Source organism: Pseudoalteromonas lipolytica, from assembly GCF_900116435.1.
In the GTDB taxonomy this organism is placed as follows: domain Bacteria; phylum Pseudomonadota; class Gammaproteobacteria; order Enterobacterales; family Alteromonadaceae; genus Pseudoalteromonas; species Pseudoalteromonas lipolytica.
On sequence record NZ_FPAZ01000003.1, the window covers coordinates 27,444 to 45,683 of the forward strand.

Sequence of the window (18,240 nt, forward strand, 5' to 3'; positions counted from 1 at the left end):
AACTATTAATATTAGAAGCGGAAATTCGCACCTAATACAAATCGACGACCATTTTCATAAATTGATAAAACACGGTCTTTACTTGTATTATACTCAACCACTTTTTCATTAGTTAAGTTAATACCTTCAAAAACAACTGAAATATTATCGGTGACATTTACAGTTGTACTGAAGTCTAGTTGACCATAGTCATCATTCCATAGCTCTGCGCCTGAAGAGTGTAAACCTTTGTACCATTCAGTGCGGTAGTTATACATCGCGCGAACTGAGAATAAGTCACTTTCATAGTATGCCGAAGCATTTAACATATTTTCAGATGCCCCCAAAACTAAGCCTGAACCTGGGTTATTAACATCACGTTCGCCATCATTATTTGCATCTGTGTAAGTATAGTTAGCTGATATACCAAAACCACTTCCTAAATCATACTGCAATGTAGCTTCTAAACCTGTTGTTGTACCACCTGGGCCATTTTCAGGACGTGTAACTCTAGCAGTAACCCATTTATCAGTTTTTTGGTCATAAAAATCTTGATTGTATGTACCTGATGTCTGATAGCTTTCAATATCTTTGTAGAATAGCGTAATGGCAAAAAGTGATGCATCATCAAAATAATATTCCCATGCAGCATCAAACTGATTTGCTAATTGAGGGTCTAAATTAGGGTTACCCGCTTGTGCTGTTGGGTTATCTTCCTCTAAATCGCCAGGTGCGGTAATTGGTGAAATATCAAAGAAGTTAGGACGAGCCATCGTTCTTGCCGCTGATAGACGCACAATTTGGTCTTCCGCTAGATCATATGACAAGTTAAAGTTAGGAAGAATTTCCGTATAACTGCGAGATTCAGTTACCCATTCAAGCGTTGACGGAACTAAATCTGGGTTTAACCCTGGGTTATCAACTGTTAATAGGCCAGATGAATCCGAAGAGAATAAGTAGCCCGAAGAGTCTTGATCTGTCTTCGCGACACGAACACCTAGGTTACCACGATAATCATCACCAGAGAAATCACCCTGTAAATAGAATGATGTTTTCTTCTCTTCAACCTCAAATATTTCACCTAGCACTTTATGTGCAGCATATGATGCGTCTGGACCTAAGCCAAGTTCAAGCATTTTAGCGCTGTTATGTGTTAATTGCTGTGTAATATCACCATTAACAACATCAGCACCTACACTATCAGATCCTAAAGCAAGATCACACTTAGCCAAAGTAGGACAATCAGTGCTAATGATTTGAGTCATGTAGTTAGGGCTTACACCATCATTTGCATAACCCCAATGCCAACTGTAAGCTTCTCTATCTTGAGTACGCTTCTGATCACGATACTTAACACCCACTTTAACAGCAGTAAATGCCCCCATATCTACTGGAATATCAAAGTCTACTTGAGCATATGATTCTTCATCTGTAGTAGGTTTATTCCCCCCCCAAATCCAACCACCGTTAAATTTAGAAGGATCTGTACCATCGATGCCTGCATTAACTGTAGGTGTGCTTCCCGTTAAATCGAAATTGTAATTACCTTGCCCACCATACTCCCAAGACGTTTCATTCAAAGTACCACCTTCTGCTTCAGTAGTACCTAATTCAACGTTCATATTGAAAGAATCGGTCGCAAAATCAATATCTAAATGAATTGAGTTAGTGTCGGTGCTTGAAATACGGTTTATATGATTCCAGCGAACATCAGTACCACCACTACCATATACAGCATTAGCTCCTTCGTAACTCAAAGTAGCGTTAGATGCTGGATTCATAAGTAAGTAGTTTGAGTTTGTGTTATTCACATCCATATTTGAATCTAAAATATTTAGAGTCGCACTAAATGAATCGGATGGCGCAAATTGAATTGCACTAAAAAATGTTGTTCTTTCACGATCTTGACGGAATACTGGTACACCCATGGTACGTGGTGTATACGTACCATCATCTTGCGCATCCCAACCAAGAACTTCAAAACCTTCACGGCGCACAGTACGATCTGATTTAGAACCCGAAACTAAGATACCAAACTTTTCATCTTCATTTTTCCAAGAAAATAAACCTTCAATTAAAGGGTCATGTTTTTCAGATGTTTCTGAATATTGACTCTGAAGATTTATATAGGTCGTATTTGCATCTAAGTCTAGAGGTTTACGAGTATGAAGAATAACTGTACCACCGATTGAACCTTCGTCTAAACGCGCTTCTGGTGACTTATATACTTCTAAGTTGCTAACAAGCGAGGAAGGAAGCATAGTAAAGTTAAAGCTACGCGAAGGATTATCTAGAATAAACCAATCTGCAGTACCAACGTTTTGACCATTTAATAACGTACGGTTTTTAGTTGGATCTGAACCACGTACCGTAATTTTTTCACCTTCACCAAACTCACGGCTTACACCTACGCCAGTAATGCGTGAAAGTGACTCGGCAACATTTTTGTCTGGAAATTTACCAATATCTTCAGCCGTGATTGAATCTACTACAGCATTGGCAAAGCGTTTGTTATTAATATCAGATTTAGCTGAAGCACGAATACCACGTACTTCAATAACTTCAACGTCTTCTTGAACTTTTGTTTCATCAGCTGCATATGCAGCGCCAGTGAACCCGGCACTCATTACAAGACCGATATTAACTGCTAATAAGCTTTTCTTAAAATTTTTAGCTAACACAGGATTCCCCTTGAATCATTTTGTTGGTTTTTATATCACTTCTGCCCAGTGATGATGACAACGCTGTCATCTAGTAACAAACCATACACTCTAAATTACATTTGTGCTACATCTTTTTGGTGAATTTGTGCAAAAAATTGGCAACAAATAAACAAAGTTATTGATATAGAAGAAAATTAATTATTAGATATTTAAGAATTGTTACATTTAAACGGCGCAAATATAACATGAGTAATGAGGCTGATGACAAGTCACAAATGATAACTTTGTGAAATTGACATCATTTTTGGACTTTTTTGTAAGCTTAACTTGCCAGTGACCACTTATTAACCATAACAAAAAGTTATAATAAACCACTGTTTTTACAATATGTTAGAATTAAAAAAACGTACTATTTTGGAACAGCACTGTCACTGGAAAAGAAATGTTAACTTTTTTCAGGGCAGAAAGAGTCAAGGGTTATGATAATAAAAATCAATATCAATATCAATATCAATGACAGCGTTGTCATTTTTAAGTATAACGAGTCATTCTTACGATGTCTATCGTTTTTATATTTTGTTATTGAAACAAAAAAGCGAGCCTAAGCTCGCTTTAAATACAGAGATGTTGATTAGAAACTAAGGTGCCCAATAAACTTCAATATTAATTGTTGGATGGTTAAGAACTGCTCTAAGTGGCATGTCTGCAACATCACCACCCTCTTTCGCTTGTTTGTATACAGCCAGTTTTTCTTCACCACTGATCAACAGCTTAACCACTTTTGAATGAGCAATCGCTGCAAGCGTTAATGTCATTCTTTCAGTAATTTTACCTGTCACATCACTTTCAATCGCATTTATTGCACACACCAAATCATCAGTGGCAAGCCCATGCTCTAATCCATCAGCGTGTGGAAACAACGATGCAGTATGGCCATCTGGCCCCATTCCCAAAATGGTTACATCAAATGGGCGCTTTAATGTCTGATAAGCAGCTTCACATTGAGCAACACCATTGTGTGCCGTTAACGCATCATTTTTCATTGTAATGAAATTAGCGGCTGCGCCTTTGTTTTGCAATAAGGTGCTGTTGATAAATGCTTCGTTACTTTTGTCATGTGAGGCATCAACCCAGCGCTCATCGACCATTGCAACATCAATATTTTGCCAATCAAGATCAAGGTTAGATAAATGCTTATACGCAGGTGCAGGTGAAGAACCACCCGATACCATTAATACAGCACGGCCATCATCTTTAATGCCTGCAACTAAACGTTGCTCTAAACTTGCTGAAAGCTCAGCTGTTAATTCGTCTTTGCTTGCAAAGAATTTTTCAACAATTGTAGCCATCTTAATTATGCCTTGTCGCCAGTGTTAAACCATACATGGTTATTTTCTTCGAGTAGCTCATCTGCATCTTCTGGGCCCCAGCTACCTGCACGGTATAACGATGGTGCCCCTTTTTCTTGCCAGCGTTCGATAATTGGATCAATCCATTTCCACGCTTGACGAACTTCATCACGATGGATGAAAAGTGATGGATTATTTGCTGCTGCATCTAACATTAAACGTTTATAGGCATCAGAATGGAAACCATTGCTGTAAGCTTGTGATAATTCAATGTTCATTGTCACAGGCTCTAATTGCATTTCAAGGTTATCAAGACGCTTCGACATCAAGGTTAACTGAATTGTTTCTTCAGGTTGTAGTCGGATCACTAAGCGGTTCGGCTCAATATTTCCGACTTTATCGCTGTACACATTGTGCGATACTTTTTTGTATTCAACGACAATTTCAGCACAACGCTTCTTCATGCGTTTACCTGTACGAAGATAAAATGGCACACCCGCCCAACGCCAGTTGTCAATGTGTGCACGAATAGCAACGAAAGTTTCTGTTTTACTTGCCCCTTCGTTTAACTCTTCTAAATAACCAGGGACGATTTTACCGTCAAGGTTACCTGGTACATATTGTCCTCGAACAATATTTGCATCAACATCTTCTGCAACCAGTGGACGCAGTGATTCAAGTACTTTTAATTTTTCAGTACGAATGCTATTCGCTGTTAATTTATTTGGTGACTCCATCGCCACTAAGCAAAGTAACTGCAACAAGTGGTTTTGTACCATGTCACGCAAAGCACCTGCTTTATCATAAAAACCAGCTCGGCTTTCAAGACCCACAGTTTCAGATAAGCTAATTTGAATATTGTCGATAGACTTTGCATCCCACATATTTTCAAATAATGAATTTGAAAAACGCAGCGCCATTAAGTTTTGTACGGTTTCTTTACCTAAATAATGATCGATACGGAAAATTTGCTCTTCAGTAAAATACTCAGCGATTTTGGCATTAATTTCTTCTGCAGACGCACCGCAATAACCAATTGGCTTTTCTACAACAACACGTGAAGTTTCCGTGATAAGCCCTTTTTTAGATAAAATTTCACAACAACTACCGTACACGGCAGGAGGAAGCGAAAGATAAAAAACACGAGACTTGTCGGTATCGTGTTCATCTAAAATATCTCTTAATTTATCCCAGTCATCATCGGCTTCTGTCACATTAGAGACAACGGGTACTAAATATGCTGAAAAGGCTTTCCAGTCTTTTGCGTTAAACTCGCCTTTTCCTAAGAAGTCTTGTAATGCTTTGTGCGCAGTTTCTATGTATTCTTCACATTTGCTTTGCTCACGTACGGTAGGAAGGATACGTGAACCTTGAGGAAGGTTGCCCTCTTGATAAGCGCGATACATGGCAGGAAGTAATTTGCGTAACGCAAGATCACCACCGCCCCCAAAAATTACGATATCAAATGGATTTAGCATATATCACTCTCTACATTGGCAATGCCATTTAGTTCACTTCATGTTGTATGGCAGTGCGTATTGTTATACGGATGATTTGGCCGTGTTAGCAGGTTCCCTTAACAAAGCCTGTTGAATTTTTTGTAAGTAGCTTACTCATTATTCTTATAGTGTGCTGAAGTAAATGAGTCTTAGGGGCTCTGTAAATCCTCTCACAAAAATACAGGCCCTAAGAACTCCAGCGCTACCCGTTCAAAGGTATTTTTTTTGCAGCAATGCTGCGAATCTGTTACTGCTTACGATGTGTTTTGTAGTAAGCGATCAATCCGTTGGTTGAGCTGTCATGAGGATGGCTCACTGAGTCATCACATAATTCAGCTTCAATTTTAGAGGCAAGTCCTTTACCTAGTTCAACGCCCCATTGGTCAAATGAACAAATTTCTAAAATAATGCCTTGGCAGAAAATCTTATGCTCATAAAGCGCAATTAAACGACCCACTGTTTTTGCATCTACTTTGTCTAGTAGCATTGACGTTGTTGGGCGATTGCCTTGATGAATCTTATGATTCAGTAATTCTGCAATTTCGGCTTCAGATTTACCTTTCGCGGTCAAATCTGTTGTTACTTGCTCTGCATCGACACCGGCCATCATGGCTTCTGTTTGTGCAAAGAAGTTTGATAATAAAATATCATGGTGTTTGCCAACATTCACTTGCGGCTCAATTGACGCAATAAAGTCAGCTGGCACAATCACATTACCTTGGTGTAAACATTGGTAAAATGCGTGTTGGCCATTAATACCTGTCATACCCCAAATGATTGGAACTGTTGTATACGGTACAGTGTCCCCTGCAAAGTTAACATGCTTACCGTTACTTTCCATTTCGCCTTGCTGTAAGTACGCAGGTAGCATATGCAGTGCTTGATCATACGGTAAAATAGCGTGCGACGTATGACCTAAAAAGCTCGTATTCCACACACTTAAAAGTGCCATTAATAAAGGAATATTAGTTTCAAAGTCAGCATTTTTAAAATGCTCATCAACTTCAAACGCACCTTCTAATATCGCTTCAAACGCGTCGAAGCCTAGGTACAACGCGATTGGTAATCCTATCGCACTCCATAAAGAAAAGCGACCACCGACCCAATCCCACATTGTGAATACGTTTTCATCAGCAATACCAAATGCAGCTGTTTTTTCTAAATTTGTGCTCACTGCTACAAAGTGCTTAGCGATATGCGTTTGTGCGTCTGCCGCTTGTAAAAACCACTCAACAGCCGTTTTAGCATTCGTCATCGTTTCTGACGTAGTAAATGTTTTCGAAGAAATCACAAAAAGCGTGGTTTCTGCGTCTAATTCTTTTAAAACAGATGCAATCTGTACACCATCAACATTCGATACATAATGCACGTTTAACGTATCGTCAGCGTAAGCGGCCAATGCTTCAGTTGCCATTTGCGGTCCTAAGTTAGAACCCCCGACACCAATCGCGACAACATCTTTCACTGCTTTGCCAGTGTAACCACGCCACTCACCGCTGCGCACCTTATTTACAAAGGTCTTCATTTTAGCCAGTTCTGCGTTGACTGCATCGGTCACATTCTCACCATCAACCACAATAGCCGTGTTTGCACGATTACGAAGAGCGGTATGAAGTACGGCACGATCTTCAGTGATATTAATTTTTTCACCACTGAACATTTTTTCACGCCATGCACTCACATTGCACTCTTTGGCTAATGAAATGAGCTGCTCAAAAACCGTTTTATCAATATGTTGCTTTGAATAATCAAATAATACGCCTGGGATTTGAGTAGAGAATTGTTCGAAACGCGCACTATCTTCGGCAAATAAATTTTTAAGATGAATTTGTTTCATCTTCTTTGCACTTTCTGACAGTGCTTGCCAACTAGCTAATTGCGAACGGCTGCTCATAAACATAATCCCCTAAAAACTTGCAACAAACTGATTTAAAACTATCTTTTTATTAATTTAGAATAAAGACAGCAACTAAAAACACGAAGTAAAATAACACTAAGTTAAAATGACAACGCTGTCAATGTTCTGCTTTTACATTTTATAGTCGAGATAATAGCGCAATTTTTCTCTTTTGACACCGGTATCATAAAAATTATCTCAATTATTTTACTGCTAATTTGGTAGAACATTAGATACACTAAACAACTTATATTAAATATTAATGTACTTAAGTAAGAAAAGCGTGCAGGAGCACATCTTTCGAGTAATATTATAATACAATTATAACGAACTATAAAGTAACCGTATGAAAGTAACCATAAATGATGTAGCTAAACTTGCGGGTGTTTCTATGAAAACCGTTTCGCGAGTGATCAATAAAGAGCCATCGGTCAGAAAAAAAACGTATGACATCGTGATGGACGCTGTTAATACGCTTAACTACCAACCTAATCTTGCAGCTCGAAATCTTGCGGGTACATCTTCTTTCACTGTCGGCTTAGTGTATGACAACCCGAATGCCTATTACGTTATCGATATGCAAAATGGGGTTTTATCTCGTTGTAAAGAAGAGGGCTATGAACTTGTAATCCACCCATGTAGCTACACAGACAGCAATATGGAAGCAGATTTTAAGACCATGATAAAACGCTCTCGTTTAGCTGGTTTAGTCCTCACTCCCCCACTATCCGAGCAAAATAGTATTATTGATATGCTCGATGAAATGGGTATCCATTATGTGCGTGTATTATCTGGCCGCCCTTCAGACGAAGACCAAGATACGTGTATTTATGTGAACGATTATGCAGCTGCGTATGAAATTACTGCTCATTTATTATCGCTTGGTCATAAAAACATTGGCTTTTTATGCGGCGACAAAGAGCATAAGTCAACCACTGAGCGCTTAGAAGGCTATCAAGCTGCGCTAAAAGATCACAACATCGCGATCAACAATGCACTGGTTTATGAAGGCCAATATTCATTTGAATCAGGCGTTGAAGGAGCCAAAGCGTTACTTGGTGAGAACAACCCACTGAAAATTACTGCGCTTTTAGGCGGAAACGATGAAATGGCAGCCGGTGCGTTGTTCGCGTCTCGACTAATGGGAATTGAAATTCCAGAGCAATTATCAATCACCGGGTTCGAGGATTCACCATTCTCGCGCCAAACATGGCCTAAACTAACAACCGCGCATCAGGCTAATGATGTGATTTCACAACATGCAGCGCGCCTGTTATTCAGAAAAACACGTGGTGCGCGCAATCAAGATAAAGACATTATTACCACATTTACCCCTTCGTTGGTGATACGTGAAAGCTCAGGGCCTAACAGCGCCTCCTGATAAAACACATCAACTATACAAAAGCCGCTATAAATAGCGGCTTTGTTTTTTTATAACTCAATAGTGCTGTGTCGCGCTAATACCTATTCGCTTAATTCAGTGGCCTATTTTGAGGCAATAAAACCGCGTTGATAACAAGGCAAAAATGTTGTTATTTAGATGTTCTCGGCAATTGCTTCTGCATTGCTCTGCATACATGCAGTCGTAAATCAGGCATTTTTAACGCAGGTCGCGACAGGTTTAATTCCTCAAAAATTAAGTATTATTGCTGATTGGAATTGATCAGTGCGAGTCCGCCATTTAAGTTATAAACATGTTCAAACCCTAATTGCGATAAATTATTTGCAGCCTGCTTTGAGCGATTACCGCTGCGGCACACTAAAATATAATTTTTCGCTTTATCGAGTTGTCCTTGCACTATCGCATTTGCCATACGGCTCAATGGAATATTGATAACTTTCGCGTTCTCAACATTAAATACCTCAGCAAGATTAGCCACACCATGTTCGTAAGGTTCACGGGTATCAATCAAATAGGTTGCTTGATCGCCTAACATAGCTTTGGCATCCGTTGATGTAAGCTGTTTCATTGGCGAGCTTTCAAGCACATCAACGTAGCCACACAATGGGTGACTTGTGTGCTGCTTTTGTTGATCGGCTTGCTGCTTTAATTCAATAAATTCAGCCTCACTTAACTGCCCATTAAGCAACGTCGCTAATAAAGGAGTCGTCGCTTTTTGTGCATGCCAATCCATCGCAAAGCATTGCTGGTAATCATGTCCCGAGCAAATTAGCGTAGTATCATCAATCAGCGTAGCGAGAGATTTTAATGATTGCACCATTTGTGCCGTATCACTGCCACTAATTACTGTGTTACCTAACCCACCAGGAAGAATTAAATCACCGCAGAAACAATAGCTAATATCATTTGTTAGGCTATTTTCGAGTAAATAGCTCACACTGTCTTGGCTGTGACCCGGTGTCGCGACTTTACGTAAACGCGCGGTATTAAGTGGTATTGTCTCATCATTAACAGGCCAGCCTAATTCGTCTGTTTCTTTGCCTACGTACTGCTCTGCTAATTCTTTAGCAAGTAAACAGCGAGCAGATAAGCGTTCTTGATGTTTGTGTGTGTCTAAAATAGCTTTAACTAACAAACCTTGTGTTGCGACAATTTTAGCCATTCGCGGTATCAGCTCAATAATTGGATCAATCACAACTGCGTGCTTATTGCTATCAACGTATAACCAACAACACGCCGCTTGATGACGTAATTGAGTCAAATCAATTGCACAGACCTCTTGTTGAGGTGAAGTGCTGTCCGAAACCACCAAGCAATTTGCTTCAAGAATAGGTTTAAGCGAGCGGATCTTATCGCAGGCATAATTAATTTCTTGCTCGGTTACCGCTGGACCAAATGACATCCGAATTGCATTTTCACTCTGCCAATCAGATGCGCCCATTGCATCAAGTACAAAGCTGCGATTCGCACCAGAGCTACACGCAGAACCGCCACTAACACGAATACCCGCAGCATCAAATAAGTCCATCACCTCTTTGCTGGTTAATTCGTTCACAGCAAAATTTAATGTCGTTGGCACTGAATACTCAAATTCATGATTAAACGTAATACTGCCAAACGTATCAATCAGTGCTTCATGCAGCTGCTTGCGAAAAGCATGTAACTGCTCTAGTGATTTAAAGGTGTGATTCTCTTTATCAAGCAATAACGAAAACAACTCGTTCAGGCCAGCAATACCCGGTAAGTTTTCTGTGCCAGACCGCATGCCGCTTTCTTGACCACCACCGGCAATAAACGGAGTGTATGCACTGCCTTTACGAATATATAGCACCCCAATGCCTTTGGGTGCATACAGTTTATGGCCAGAAAAAGGCGCATAGTCTATTGTGGTTTGGCTTAAAGCCAAACGGGTTTTACCTAAAGCTTGAACACAATCGACCATCCAAGCGACGCGCGTGTTTTCACTGCGGATCACTTGCTCGATAGCCGCTAAGTCTTGAAACACACCCGTTTCATTATTGACTGCCATAGTGCAGATCATCAGAGCATTTGCAGCATGCTTGCGGATGAACTCATGATCTAAAATGCCGTATTTATCAACCGGAATAGCCAACACTTGCGCATTAATATCCAGCACATTGTTCCAGTGCTTTAGTGTATTTGGAACCGCTTTGTGCTCTGTGGCGCCATAAAGCAACACTGGATTTTCAATTTGATGATTTTTTGCCGCTATTAATGTCGATACAACAGCAGTCTGAATACCTTCGGTTGCTCCCGAGGTAAACAATATGTCGCCATCAGACGCCCCAATCACATCACGTGCTTTGCTTCGTGTTTGTTCTAATAGATATTTTGCTTGAATACCTGTGATGTGTGAACTCGATGGGTTACCAAAACAGACTTGCATAGTATGAGACACAACATCTGCAATTTGTGGAAGTACCGGTGTCGTTGCGTTTGCATCTAAATAAATCTGCTGATTAGCATCGTCTGGAAGAAAAAAATTTGCCATGAAAAACGCACCATATTACTAAAAGATATATCTTATAACCTATTTTACATTTTTCACGTGTAAATTATAATAATCAATTAGTCAGTAAAGTGCGTTTTATATAGCTTTTAATACTAAGCTAGCTAGGAGTAAGGTCGACCTGCTTCGATGACCAGGCATTAATTAGTGCTTTAACAAGCGATGCCAGCGGTATCGCAAAAAACACGCCCCAGAATCCCCATAAGCCACCAAAAAATAAAACCGCAACGATTATAAATACAGGATTCAAATCAACAGCTTCCGAAAATAACAGCGGAACTAACACATTGCCATCGAGCGCCTGAATAACCCCATAAATAATAAGGATTGTCCAAAACTGGGTCTCTAAACCAAATTGGAATAGCGCAACAGCCGCAACCGGAATCGTTACCAAAGCAGCGCCAACAAATGGAATAAGCACCGATAAGCCCACTAAAACGCCAAGTAATGCTGCATAACGTAAATCAAGCACCGCAAATGCAATAAATGAAGCAGTACCGACAATTAAAATTTCAAACACCTTGCCACGAATGTAATTCATGATTTGCTGATTCATCTCTTGCCATACTTGGATGATAAGGCGGCGTTGTTTTGGAATTAATCGTTCAGCACTTTGTGTTAATTCTTGCTTGTCTTTAAGCATAAAGAAAACTAACAGTGGCACCAAAATCAGATAAATAAGCCAAGCAGCCACATCTTTTAACGACGTTAACGAAACCGACAGCGCAAGTTGACCAAATTCAATCACTTTTGCTTCAACGCTACTGACTATCGACTTAACTTGTTCAGAGGTAATTAAACTGGGGTAATCTTCAGGTAAATGTAGTAGCAGTGCTTTCCCTTTTTCTATCATGTAGGGGGTTTCTTGCACTAAATTACTGGTTTGCTGCCAAAGTACAGGCCCCATTCCAATTAAAATCATGATCATCAAACCGCTAAATAACAGCATCACTAAAATAGAGGCCGTAAAGCGCTTCATACCTAACTTTTCTAAATGAACAACAGGCCAATCAAGTAAATATGCAATGACCAGCGCAACCAGCACCGGCACAATAAGAGAGCCAAAAAAGTAAAACAGCGCCACCGTTGCAATTAGCAGCAACAATAAGGTGACCGAATGGGGGTCGGAAAATTTATTTTCGTACCAAGCTTTTACATATTCAAACACGAATTGGCTCCACAATGAGTACACCTAATTTTAGGTCAATTTTAAAATGGTAATGATGTTTTTCTAAAAATCGCTGCATATCCTCACTCGACTCAGCAGCATTAAATGTAAAAGTAACTGATTGATTGGCAGATACTGCCTTATTTAACCCTAATTTAAACTGAATAAACTGTTGCGGGCATTTAAATGGCCGCAAATCACACATCAACATAACGAATCAACTACGTAATTTATATGAATAATAAGTATTAGATCACAGCACTCATTAAAAAATAAGTCTTTATAATGAGTAATAAATCATTTTTTTTCTTAAAACACGCAAAGCAATAGTTTATCCTTATCGGATACCGGATAGTAAAGGAAACACGATGCCTGGCTCGCATAATAAAGCGCAATTACCAGCGAATCCAACTCTTAAAGAGATTAATTGGTTTAAAAAACAAATAAACTGGGGGGAATTGCCTCCATTTTATCACATGGTGGCATCTTCGGTCAGCGAATCGGAAGGTATTTTAGATCATGGTTTTGACAATGCAGTAAAGCGGCTTATCGACCCGCGAAATTGGAATCTTGATATACTTGATGGACACGAAACAGAATTAGGCGAAATAGTGTGTAATAATAAGCCGCGCCTTGCTTTGCACCAAAGCTTCACGGACCGAGGGTTCGAGCTGTGGGCTTATCCTTATGCAAAAGATGTCACGGTCGATCAGTATATTAAAGATAATCGCTTTATGGAGTTTCGTGTGTGGGATCCACATACTATGAAAAATCTGATTCGTATCAATCAGCTACATAAATTTATTGCATTTTACTTTGAACGAGGCGATAAAGCAGATAAAGCACTGATCCTTCATGCTCATAAAGTTGTGCATAAAATCATAACTTTTTTACAACGGGAGTTGAACGTTGTTAAGCTAGATGGAGTCACAATAAAAGATTTCTATCAATTGTGCGAAAAAGATAGCCGTGCATGCAGCGACGAAATTGATATAGCCAAAGTCATGCTAGGTGAACAAATCAACAAGGAATAAAATGCGAATAAAATCAGCCTTTATTACACTATGCAGTGCATTATTAACGTTTTCGATACTGCATAGTGAGCCGTTGAAGGCACAAACAAATTTTAAGCTTCCAGATTTAGGTACCTCAGCACTGCAAGCATTGCCGATTGAAAAAGAGCAAGCAATCGGCGAAGTTATGATGATGCAAATTCGCGGCTCATCCCCTGTCGTATCTGATCCGGTACTTGATGAATACCTCACCACTTTAGGCCGTCGATTGGTGGCCAATGCCAATGATGTGCGTTTCCCCTTTTCATTTTTTTGGATCGACAACCCCGAAATAAATGCGTTTGCTTTTTACGGTGGTCATGTTGGTGTACACACGGGTCTCATTGCACAAGCCGATAATGAAAGTCAATTTGCCTCGGTATTAGGTCACGAGATTGCACACGTAACACAACGCCACTTAGCGCGTCGTATTCAACAACAACAAGACAATAATGCTTTAACCATTGCCGGTATGATTGCAGGTATTTTAGCAACCGTCGTTGCTCCCGATGCCGGTATTGCTATTATTTCAGCTAACCAAACACAAGCGGCATTTAGCCAACTAACACACAGCCGAGCTGCAGAACAAGAGGCAGACCGTATTGGTATGCAAACACTCAATAATGCCGGCTTCGATCCGCGCCAATCGAGTGAATTTTTAACTAAACTGGCTGCACAAATTCGTTACAAGTATAAGCCACCGGCGTTTTTGTTAACTCACCCATTACCTGAAAGCAGGGTGTCTGATGTTCGCCTACGTGCCGAGCAATATCCAAAAAAACATTTCGAAGACAGCCTCGAGTTCAATTTAGCAAAAAGCCGAGTTATTGCTCGCTATTACCAGAAATCAAAAGCTGCTGAAGACTTATTTCGTAAGTTAATGCGTGAAAATACCGTACACAACACCGCACTGAAATACGGATTAGGCATTAGTTTGTTAGATCAAAAAAAGCTGGATGAAGCAGCCAATATTCTTGAGCCTTTACTGAAGGAAGATCCTAAAAACCTATTTTATATCGACACCCACACTGATTTACTTATTGCACAAGGCAAAGCCGCTGAGGCTGTGACGTATTTAGCAAAACTGGATGTTGATAGGCCAAACAATCAAGTAATTACCCTAAACTACGCAAATGCAGCAATTGAAGCAGAACAATACGAACTCGCTGAGCGTATTTTAAAATCGTTTTTATTAGCAAAGCCAGAACATAACTTAGGGAAGCAATTAATTGCCTCTGTTTATAAAAAACAAGAAAATATGGCGTCATATCATGAAGCAAATGCCGATGTACTTGCCCAGTATGGAGCCTATTTAAAAGCCGCTGACGAAATTCAAAAAGCGCTTAATTTTGTTGAGCCTGAAGAGCTCGTTAAGCAACAACGCTTAAAAGCACTTCTAACACAATATCGTCAACTGCAAAAAGAACTAGCGAGACTTTAAGTCTCGCCACGCTTGCCCTAAAATAAACCAAATTCATAAATTTAGAGAACACACCATGTCTGTTACTATTTATCATAACCCACGTTGTTCAAAGTCACGTGAGACACTTGCCCTACTCGAAAGCAATAACGTACAACCTACCGTGGTTGAATACTTAAAAACGCCACTAGATGAAGCGCAAATCGCAACGCTTGTAGACCAGCTTGGTTTTTCTTCTGCGCGAGAATTAATGCGCACCAAAGAAGATATCTATAAAGAACTTGATTTAAAGAACGAGCAAGATGAAAGCAAACTGCGTGCTGCAATGGTTGCTAATCCTAAATTAATTGAGCGTCCAATTGTTGTAAATAACAACAAAGCAGCCCTAGGTCGTCCACCTGAAAACGTATTAAGCGTGCTTTAATGACAACCAATATTGTTGTTTTATACCACTCAAGCCATGGTTCTTTAGAAGCTATGGCCCATGAGATTTGCGATGCCATTGAGCAGCAAGGGGCAAACGCCTTATTGCGTACGTTTGTACAACGTCAACCGCACGACATCGTGATCAGTAAAGAGGATTTGATTAACTGTGATGGCCTTGCGTTTGGCACTCCTACACGCTTTGGTATGATGGCCTCACAAGCAAAAAGCTTTTGGGAAACAACAAGCGATTTATGGCTTAAAGGCCAGCTGATTGATAAACCTGCTTGTGTCTTCTCGTCATCAAGTAGTATGCATGGCGGAAACGAAGCCACACTGCTTAATTTATCATTACCACTGTTACATCACGGTATGATGTTGCTTGGTGTTCCCTATGACGTACCTGAACTGCTTGGCACCGAAACAGGGGGTACGCCTTATGGCGCAACACATGTCGCGGGTAGTAATAACAGCAATATTCTAAGTAAAGACGAAATAAAAATTTGTCAGAGTGTTGGAAAACGTCTGGCACTGATTGCGAGTAAATTACAATGAGCTCAGAGTCTGAGTTAAACCACCCTGTAGCCAAAAAGCCGATTACAAAGCGTTTTCAACGTTTTGCATTAATTGGTTACATTGGTTTATTAATTTTAATGCCAATTTGGTTGTTTTTAATTGCACCACGAGAAGGCCACAGCAACGCATTTATATTTGTTGTTTATATTGCGCCATTGCTATTGCCATTAAAAGGAATTATTCAAGACAAGCCCTACACCTACGCATGGGCTAACTTTATTGTCATGTTCTATTTTATTCATGGCTTTACCTTGCTTTGGGTAGCCCAAGATCAGCTTATTTGGGTGTTACTTGAGTTAACCTTTGCAAGCCTCATGTTTATTGGTTGCACTTATTATGCACGCCATAGAGGGCAAGAGTTAGGATTGAAAATTCGTAAGCTCAAAGAAGAGTTAGCAGAAGAAAAAGCCGCCCACGAAAGCGAGTCTAAAAAATAGCAAAAACGGCAACCAAGGTTGCCGTTTTTTTATTGAAATAAAAGCGGAAACTCCACACTTCTGTACTTATCCCAATTCAATTCGGTTAATTAAATGAGCAGTGTTGAGGCTAAATCGTCGCTGATAACAAAGCAAAAAAAATCGTTATTTAGTTGTTCTCGGCAATGGTTCCTGCATTGCTCTACCTCCTGCATCCATGCAGTCGTAAATCAGCAATTTTTAACGCAGATAGCGACAGGTTAAACCCTCAAAATGATTAAGTATTATTACGAATTAATGGTATTAAACAAGCTCTGAAAGTGTCGCTAATGCCACAATGCTTGCCAAACCAACTTGTGCGATCAAACTAAACAACGAAAACATACGCAGTAGAAAGAGTCCCCAAGGGTGGCGTAAATGTGGGTAAAGCGCGCAACGCTTTAAGCTCGTTGCAAAGAAAAAGCACATGATGGCAAGCAAGGTAAAGCTCAGCGTTAATTCACTTTTTATAGCAATGCTATCATCAAAAAAGAAGAACAACTGCACAGGGAAAAGCAAAGTGACGATGGCATGCAGCAAATGCACTTTTTTCACACGTTCGAACTGCCCTTCTGGTGAAAGTTCTTTAATCCCAAAATCGCGCTCTAGGCATTTTACCAAGTTATCTGCTTTTATACTGACGGCTAAGCGATAACAACTTAAACCTTCGTTATTACGGACACGAAAATCAAACCCCGATTTTAACAAAAACACTAACAAAGGTTCACTTTGGGCAAACACGGCATAATGTAATGCGGTATTACCTTTGTTATCTTGTCGCGTTTTATCTTGATGTTCGAGTATCGTTTCAACAACATTTACGTAGCCTTTTTCTATCGCCCACATAAACGCTGTTTTACCGTTTTCGTCAGCAAGTGTGCCTGTTGCCCCTTGCTCAATAAAGCGCTTTGCCATTGTTTGCTTTGCACTTTCATGACTTAAATGCGCTAACAGCGCTTGCTCAAGTAACGCGACAGAATCAACGTCTGGCGAGACCAACTTCAATAACGTAAAGTAGTCTTCCCCTTGCGCGACTTTATCTGCTGCAAGGCTGGTTAAATGTTCCAGGTCAGCAACCGTTTCAGGGATAAAGCCACTAAGACGGTCTCTAAAATCCACTTCAGTCCACAGCTCAAGTACGTCTTGTGCAGACATTTTTGCACCTTGATTCAGCACATGCTCAATCACCGTAAAATAACGACGATTGAATAGCTGGTGAATAAGTGTAATCGGTGTTTTAACCGCTGATTGCGCAAATGCACTGGCGTATTTTTCAAGACGCTGGCAGAGCATAAGTACAAGGCTTTCTGGGGTGTAATCGTTGTCTAGAAAATGCGTTTTCATTGCATTTATATAGTGCTGCGCAGATTCATCAAACTCAGAAATATGCTGAAAGTAGCACTCTTCAAAAGGCTCAAGCGGTGTTAACCAAGTAAGGTAATAAATAGGTGGCAGAACCGTCGTGCACACACCGTCATCTTCATTTGTTGAACGACATGCAGGCCAAGCTTCTAAAGCATCTAAAATATAAGCCCCGTTTTGCTCAGCTAATCCTTTGATCAGTAACGGGTATTCCTTCGGCCAAATCAGTACATTTTCCATTAAAAAAACACAACTCCGCTGCACATTATTCGAGGTCTTATTAAGCACTCAGTTATAACAAAATATAACTGACACTGAGCTTAATATTGCGACCAAAAAACGAGTATCTTGACAGATACTTAGGTTAATAAGAAAAGTAGCTTGATTCTACCACAGAGGGTACGAGGTGCTAGCGCAAAGTAGGTGATTTTTAAAGAAAATAGAAAAGCAGTTGCACACACACGG

The 18,240-nt window shown here is 40.0% G+C and carries 13 protein-coding genes; 6 read left to right on the top strand and 7 right to left on the bottom strand.

Translation table 11 applies throughout. From position 1 onward, the window contains the following. Window positions 1-11: 11 nt before the first annotated feature. From BM378_RS03100 to pgi, 4 genes are all read right to left on the bottom strand, one after another. Window positions 12-2,660, bottom strand: a complete 2,649-nt coding sequence (locus tag BM378_RS03100) for a TonB-dependent receptor (RefSeq protein WP_036969601.1) — start codon at window positions 2,658-2,660, stop codon at window positions 12-14. A 620-nt stretch (window positions 2,661-3,280) separates the two neighbouring features. Further along, window positions 3,281-3,991, bottom strand: a complete 711-nt coding sequence (gene pgl, locus BM378_RS03105) for a 6-phosphogluconolactonase (RefSeq protein WP_036969607.1) — start codon at window positions 3,989-3,991, stop codon at window positions 3,281-3,283. Between the two features lie 5 nt (window positions 3,992-3,996). After that, window positions 3,997-5,469 carry a glucose-6-phosphate dehydrogenase gene (gene zwf, locus BM378_RS03110; protein WP_036969609.1) on the bottom strand — a complete coding sequence of 491 codons (1,473 nt, stop codon included), beginning with the start codon at window positions 5,467-5,469 and terminating at the stop codon, window positions 3,997-3,999. A 268-nt stretch (window positions 5,470-5,737) separates the two neighbouring features. Beyond that, a complete protein-coding gene (gene pgi / locus BM378_RS03115; protein WP_074988594.1) occupies window positions 5,738-7,384 on the bottom strand; it encodes a glucose-6-phosphate isomerase in 1,647 nt (548 codons plus the stop codon). A gap of 349 nt (window positions 7,385-7,733) precedes the next feature. On the opposite strand from pgi, the gene BM378_RS03120 reads away from it, so the two are divergent. Further along, a complete protein-coding gene (locus BM378_RS03120; protein ID WP_074988595.1) occupies window positions 7,734-8,768 on the top strand; it encodes a LacI family DNA-binding transcriptional regulator in 1,035 nt (344 codons plus the stop codon). 262 nt (window positions 8,769-9,030) lie between these two features. On the opposite strand, the gene BM378_RS03125 is transcribed toward BM378_RS03120, so the two are convergent. Further along, a complete protein-coding gene (locus BM378_RS03125; protein ID WP_074988596.1) occupies window positions 9,031-11,301 on the bottom strand; it encodes an aminotransferase class V-fold PLP-dependent enzyme in 2,271 nt (756 codons plus the stop codon). A 118-nt stretch (window positions 11,302-11,419) separates the two neighbouring features. After that, the gene (locus BM378_RS03130; RefSeq protein ID WP_036969615.1) at window positions 11,420-12,487 is read right to left on the bottom strand and encodes an AI-2E family transporter; all 1,068 of its coding nucleotides are present in this window, start codon (window positions 12,485-12,487) and stop codon (window positions 11,420-11,422) included. Window positions 12,488-12,855: 368 nt separating this feature from the next. On the opposite strand from BM378_RS03130, the gene BM378_RS03140 reads away from it, so the two are divergent. From BM378_RS03140 to BM378_RS03160, 5 genes are read left to right on the top strand one after another with little or no spacing between them, the layout of a single operon-like run. Then, complete coding sequence (locus BM378_RS03140; protein ID WP_036969618.1) at window positions 12,856-13,521, top strand: hypothetical protein; 666 nt, start codon at window positions 12,856-12,858, stop codon at window positions 13,519-13,521. A gap of 1 nt (window position 13,522) precedes the next feature. Beyond that, complete coding sequence (gene bepA, locus BM378_RS03145) at window positions 13,523-14,980, top strand: beta-barrel assembly-enhancing protease (protein ID WP_036969619.1); 1,458 nt, start codon at window positions 13,523-13,525, stop codon at window positions 14,978-14,980. 55 nt (window positions 14,981-15,035) lie between these two features. Continuing rightward, a complete protein-coding gene (gene arsC, locus BM378_RS03150) occupies window positions 15,036-15,383 on the top strand; it encodes an arsenate reductase (glutaredoxin) (RefSeq protein ID WP_074988597.1) in 348 nt (115 codons plus the stop codon). Beyond that, window positions 15,383-15,937, top strand: coding sequence for an NAD(P)H:quinone oxidoreductase (gene wrbA / locus BM378_RS03155; RefSeq protein WP_074988598.1), 555 nt, complete (start codon window positions 15,383-15,385; stop codon window positions 15,935-15,937). Before arsC ends, wrbA begins: the two co-directional genes overlap by 1 nt. Next, window positions 15,934-16,395, top strand: a complete 462-nt coding sequence (locus BM378_RS03160; RefSeq protein WP_074988599.1) for a DUF2069 domain-containing protein — start codon at window positions 15,934-15,936, stop codon at window positions 16,393-16,395. Before wrbA ends, BM378_RS03160 begins: the two co-directional genes overlap by 4 nt. 282 nt (window positions 16,396-16,677) lie before the next feature. On the opposite strand, the gene BM378_RS03165 is transcribed toward BM378_RS03160, so the two are convergent. Next, window positions 16,678-18,015, bottom strand: coding sequence for an ankyrin repeat domain-containing protein (locus tag BM378_RS03165; protein ID WP_074988600.1), 1,338 nt, complete (start codon window positions 18,013-18,015; stop codon window positions 16,678-16,680). Window positions 18,016-18,240: the final 225 nt, after the last annotated feature.